Source organism: Actinoallomurus acaciae, assembly GCF_042429965.1.
GTDB lineage: Bacteria > Actinomycetota > Actinomycetes > Streptosporangiales > Streptosporangiaceae > Actinoallomurus > Actinoallomurus acaciae.
Genome location: NZ_JBHLZP010000620.1, coordinates 1 through 4,372 on the forward strand (window position 1 = coordinate 1; position 4,372 = coordinate 4,372).

At 70.6% G+C, this 4,372-nt stretch carries 6 protein-coding genes; 5 read left to right on the forward strand and 1 reads right to left on the reverse strand.

What is annotated here, in order from left to right; genetic code table 11:
• Positions 1 to 344 (forward strand): FtsX-like permease family protein (locus tag ACFFNX_RS43450; RefSeq protein WP_378212102.1); only part of this gene is annotated, 344 nt, incomplete at its 5' end.
• 21 nt (positions 345 to 365) lie between these two features.
• On the opposite strand, the gene ACFFNX_RS43455 is transcribed toward ACFFNX_RS43450, so the two are convergent.
• Positions 366 to 944 (reverse strand): TetR/AcrR family transcriptional regulator, encoded by a 579-nt coding sequence (locus ACFFNX_RS43455; protein ID WP_378212103.1) that lies wholly within the window; start codon positions 942 to 944, stop codon positions 366 to 368.
• 108 nt (positions 945 to 1,052) lie between these two features.
• Here ACFFNX_RS43455 and ACFFNX_RS43460 point away from each other — a divergent pair, with 108 nt between their 5' ends.
• The 4 genes from ACFFNX_RS43460 to ACFFNX_RS43475 form a co-directional block, all read left to right on the forward strand.
• Positions 1,053 to 1,676 carry a class I SAM-dependent methyltransferase gene (locus ACFFNX_RS43460; protein ID WP_378212104.1) on the forward strand — a complete coding sequence of 208 codons (624 nt, stop codon included), beginning with the start codon at positions 1,053 to 1,055 and terminating at the stop codon, positions 1,674 to 1,676.
• A 5-nt stretch (positions 1,677 to 1,681) separates the two neighbouring features.
• Positions 1,682 to 2,065, forward strand: a complete 384-nt coding sequence (locus ACFFNX_RS43465; protein WP_378212105.1) for a DUF2218 domain-containing protein — start codon at positions 1,682 to 1,684, stop codon at positions 2,063 to 2,065.
• Between the two features lie 255 nt (positions 2,066 to 2,320).
• A complete protein-coding gene (locus ACFFNX_RS43470; RefSeq protein ID WP_378212107.1) occupies positions 2,321 to 2,770 on the forward strand; it encodes a LapA family protein in 450 nt (149 codons plus the stop codon).
• Positions 2,771 to 3,091: 321 nt separating this feature from the next.
• Positions 3,092 to 4,372, forward strand: a 1,281-nt coding sequence (locus tag ACFFNX_RS43475; RefSeq protein ID WP_378212108.1) for an LLM class flavin-dependent oxidoreductase, incomplete at its 3' end; no start/stop codon positions are given.

Sequence of the window (4,372 nt, forward strand, 5' to 3'; positions counted from 1 at the left end):
CCGCGGTGAACGCGGTGCTCATCGCCTGGGCGACGTCGCTGGACACGCAGCGTTTCACGGGCCTGGCGCGCGCCCTGGGCGCGACGCCGCGGCAGGTCACCGCCGGCCTGTCGGCCGCGCAACTGCTCCCCGCCCTCGGGGCGTCGCTGCTCGGCATCCCGCTCGGCCTGGCCATCTACTACGCCGCGCGTACGGCGGCCGGCGCGGCCGGTTCGATCCTCATCCCGTACGCCCGGCTGCCGCTGGTCGTGCCCGGCACGCTCCTCGTCGTGGCCGCGCTCACGGCGCTGCCGATCCGCATGGTCTGTCGACGTCCGGTGGCACGGGTGCTGGCGGCCGAGTGAGCACCGGTCGGGTGCTCGTGCTCACTCGGGTCCGGTGGGTGCGGGCCGCAGTCCGGTGAGGGTGACCTCGACGAGTCGGCCGACGGCGTCCGCCGAGGTCATGGCGCCGGCCGCGGTGAGGGCGTGCAGGCAGTAGGTTGCCAGTTCACCGGCGGGAACGTCGTCGCGGACGGTGCCGCCCGCCGCGGCGTCGGCCACCAGATCCTGGATGAACGCGTGCAGGCGCTGGTGGGCCCGGGTGACGTGCTCGCCGCGGTGCAACAGCGCCGACAGGTCGCCGTCGTGCCGCTGGTGGGTGATGGAGGCGAAGTCGCGCAGGACCGCTCGCAGCCGTCCGGCCGGATCGGTGTGGTCGGCGACGTCGGTGAGCCGGCGCAGGTGCTCGGCGATGTGGTCTTCGTGCCAGGCGGTCAGGACCGACTCGATGTCGGGGAAGTATTTGTACAGCGTCGCCCGGCCGATGCCGGCTCGCTTGGCGATCTGCGACATCGTGATCGACGCCAGGCCCTGCTGGGCCACCAGCGCGGCGGCGGCCTCCACCGCGGCGTCGCGTACCGCGCGGCGGTGCGCCTCGATCGAGTCCTCCCACAGCTTCGGCACCCTCCGATCGTACACAGCGCTCGACGTGTCGACATCTTGTCTATTGACGTAGACACTATGTATCGATAATTCTGGACGGTGTTCGTCGTCGACTGAAGGGAGACGCACATGTCGGCACATCTCGTACCGCGTGATCTGGACGACCTCTACGCCACTCCGCCGCCGTGGGACATCGGCCGCCCCCAGCCCGCCTTCGCCGCGCTCGCCGAGGGAGGAGCCATCGGCGGCCGGGTGCTGGACGTCGGGTGCGGCACCGGCGAGCACACGCTGATGGCCGCCGCCCTCGGCCTGGACGCCACCGGCATCGACCTGGCCGCGGGCGCGCTGGAGACCGCGAGGGACAAGGCGCGGCGCAGGTCGCTCACGGCCCGGTTCCTGCGCCACGACCTGCGATGCCTGTCCGAACTCGGCGAGACGTTCGACACCGTGCTGGACTCACTGGTGTTCCACGCCCTCACCGAGGCCGACCGTGCCGCCTACCTGGCCGGCCTGCGGACCGTACTGCCGCCCGCGGGCCGAGCCTTCCTGCTGTGCCATCGAGGGCCCGTTGACGGGGGAGCGCCGCACGGACTCGGCCGCGATCGGATCCGGGAGAGCTTCACCGGCGGATGGCGCATCGACTCCCTCCGGCCCGCCGTCTGCGCGTCCACCTCCCCGCTGTACCCCGGCGGCGTTGCCGCCTGGCTGGTCGCGCTCACCCGCGTATCCGGCTCGCCCGCGGACGGGAGGTGAGGGCCATGGTGAGCGCGGATGCCCGCGTCCCCACCGGCCGAGCCGGCCGCTACCTGGCACAACTCGGCGAACACGCGGGCCATATGAGCGGGCGGGCCTTCCGGCGCCCGGGCCGCCACGGCGTGGACCGTCGCGGCGACGGAGGACCCGCGAAGGTCATGGCCGCCGAGTGGTCCGGTGCCGACGCGTTGATCGACTTCGGGTGGGGCCGCTGCACACTGCACGCCACCGAGACCGAACTGATCATCCATGCCGAGGCGGCCGACGCACGGCACCTTCGACGCGTACAGGACGGCATCGCCACCCGCCTGGAGCTCATCGGCCGTCGCGACCACCTCACGGTGACCTGGGAACCGGAACCCCCGGAAAACGCTCCGACTAATTTGTGAACACCGGTAAACGGGCGGTTTAAAGGTGTCGTTAATTGCATGACGACAAGTTGCTCTAGGTGAGGATCCTGCTACCGCGAAAACCGCACTCGGCTACCGGGCGAATGCGTAGCGTCGAAGGTGCTCTATCGTTTGCCGTCGCCTATGATTTCCGGCCTTGACCGAAATGCTCACTTGCGTGGAAGGTGTCAGGGCGCCGCCGGAGCCCCGCGGCTCGCGCTGGCACGCGCCCGATCGAGGAGAGGAGAGGACCGCATGGTCTTCGTGGGAGTCATAGTGGCCGTCGCCGCCGTGGTGGCGGGCATCGAGGTCATCGCCCAGAACTCATCATCTGCCTCACTCGCCTTCTTCGGCCACCAGGTGCCCGGAGTGCACACGGAGTCGCAGGTGTTCATCGTCGGGATCATCGTCGCCTTCTTCGCCGGCGGCGGCTTGGCGATGTCCTGGCTCTCCCTGCTGCGCAGGATGCGAGTCCGCCGCGAGCTGCAAGACCTGCGGGAGGACCGCCAGGAGACGATGGCGGCGCTGGTGAGGAAGAACCAGCAACTGGAGCGCGAACTGGCTCGCGCACGCGGCGGTGCCCCGAGCGCTACGGCGACCGGAGAGGTGCCCGTCCCGCCCCGGCCGCGCCGAGAGGCGCCCGTCTCGCCTGGGCCACGTCGCGACCGGGAACCTGTCTCCCCGTTCTTCGACAACCCCGCCTGAACCGGCGAAGGCACGGCACCGGCCTTCCGCTTCCATGTTCCGGGCGGGCCGGACTCGAAGAAAATGGTGTCGAATTCAGGAATAGCGATTCGTAGCCTTTATGTCTTCGAGCCGCCCGCCGACGGCGACGCGAGTTGTGTAGGGGATCCAGGTTCGCCGACTGGCACAACATCTGGGGAGCGATCCGGGAAGACCGCCGCGACCTGCGCGCGTACTAACGCCGGTAGCACTCCGGCCAGTGGTCGGGGCGGTGAGTCGTCGCCGTTGGCGCCCGGGACGGCTGATCCGGGTGGCGCCGACCGGGTACGGCCAGGTCAGAGGATGTTTCGTCTGGTCGTGGCGCCGGAGGTGCTTGAGTTGCGGTTCGGGATCTTCTATGAGCATCAGCTGCCGAGGCCGTGGGACGAGCGGGCGGAGGAGCGGCTCTACCAGGACGCGCTCGAGCAGGTCGAGATCGCGGACCGGGTCGGGTTCGACCACGTCTGGGCGGTCGAGCATCACTTCCTCGAGGAGTACTCCCACTCCAGCGCGCCCGAGGTGTTCCTTGCCGCCGCGTCGCAGCGGACGCGGCGTATCCGGCTCGGGCACGGCATCGTGCAGGTTCCCCCGCCCGTCAACCATCCCGCGCGTGTCGCCGAGCGGATCGCCGCGCTCGATCTCATCTCCGGGGGCAGGGTCGACTTCGGTACCGGCGAGGCCAGTTCCATGGCCGAGCTCGGGGGGTTCGGGGTGCCGAGGGACGAGAAGCGCGCCATGTGGCAGGACGCCATGGACGCGATCACGCGGATGTTCGTCGAGGAGCCCTTCGCCGGCTGGGACTCTCCCTACCTGCGGATGCCGCCGCGCAACGTCATCCCCAAACCGGTGCAGAAGCCGCACCCGCCGCTCTGGGTCGCCTGCTCGCGGCGTGAGACCATCCACTTCGCCGCCCGCAACGGGATCGGGGCGCTCTCCTTCTCCTTCGCCGAGCCCGAGGACGCCGCCGTCTGGGTCGATGAGTACTACCGGCTGCTGAACTCCGAAGAATGCGTTCCGGCCGGGTTCGCGGTGAATCCGAACGTCGCGGTCGTGCTGCCCATGATGTGCCACGAGGACGAGGCGACGGCGATCGAGCGCGGCATCGACGGGGGGCACTTCTTCGGGTTCGCGCTCGCCCACTACTACGGCACCTCCCCGCACGAGCCGGGCCGTACGAGCGTCTGGGACGACTTCGTCCGCCACCGCGAGGCGCAGGGGTACTCACGCCGGATCGTGGACGCCGATGACGCGCCGCTCGCGGTGCGGATCACCGAGGGCGGCATCGGGTCGCTCCGCGGGGCGGTCGGGACGCCCGCGCAGGTGGCCGAGCTCGTACGCCGGTACGAGGCCGTCGGGGTCGACCAGGTCATCTTCGTGCTCCAGGCCGGCCCGAACCGGCACGAGCACGTCTGCGAGAGTCTCGAACTGGTCGGCGAGCAGGTCATTCCGCGGTTCGCCGAAGGCCGGGAGGAACGCGAGCGGGCCAGGGCGGAGCGCCTGGCGCCGGCGGTCGAGGCGGCGCTCGCCCGCAGGGAGCCGCCCCGCCGGCAGGCCCCGTACCGCATCGACGAGGCGGCCGAGCTC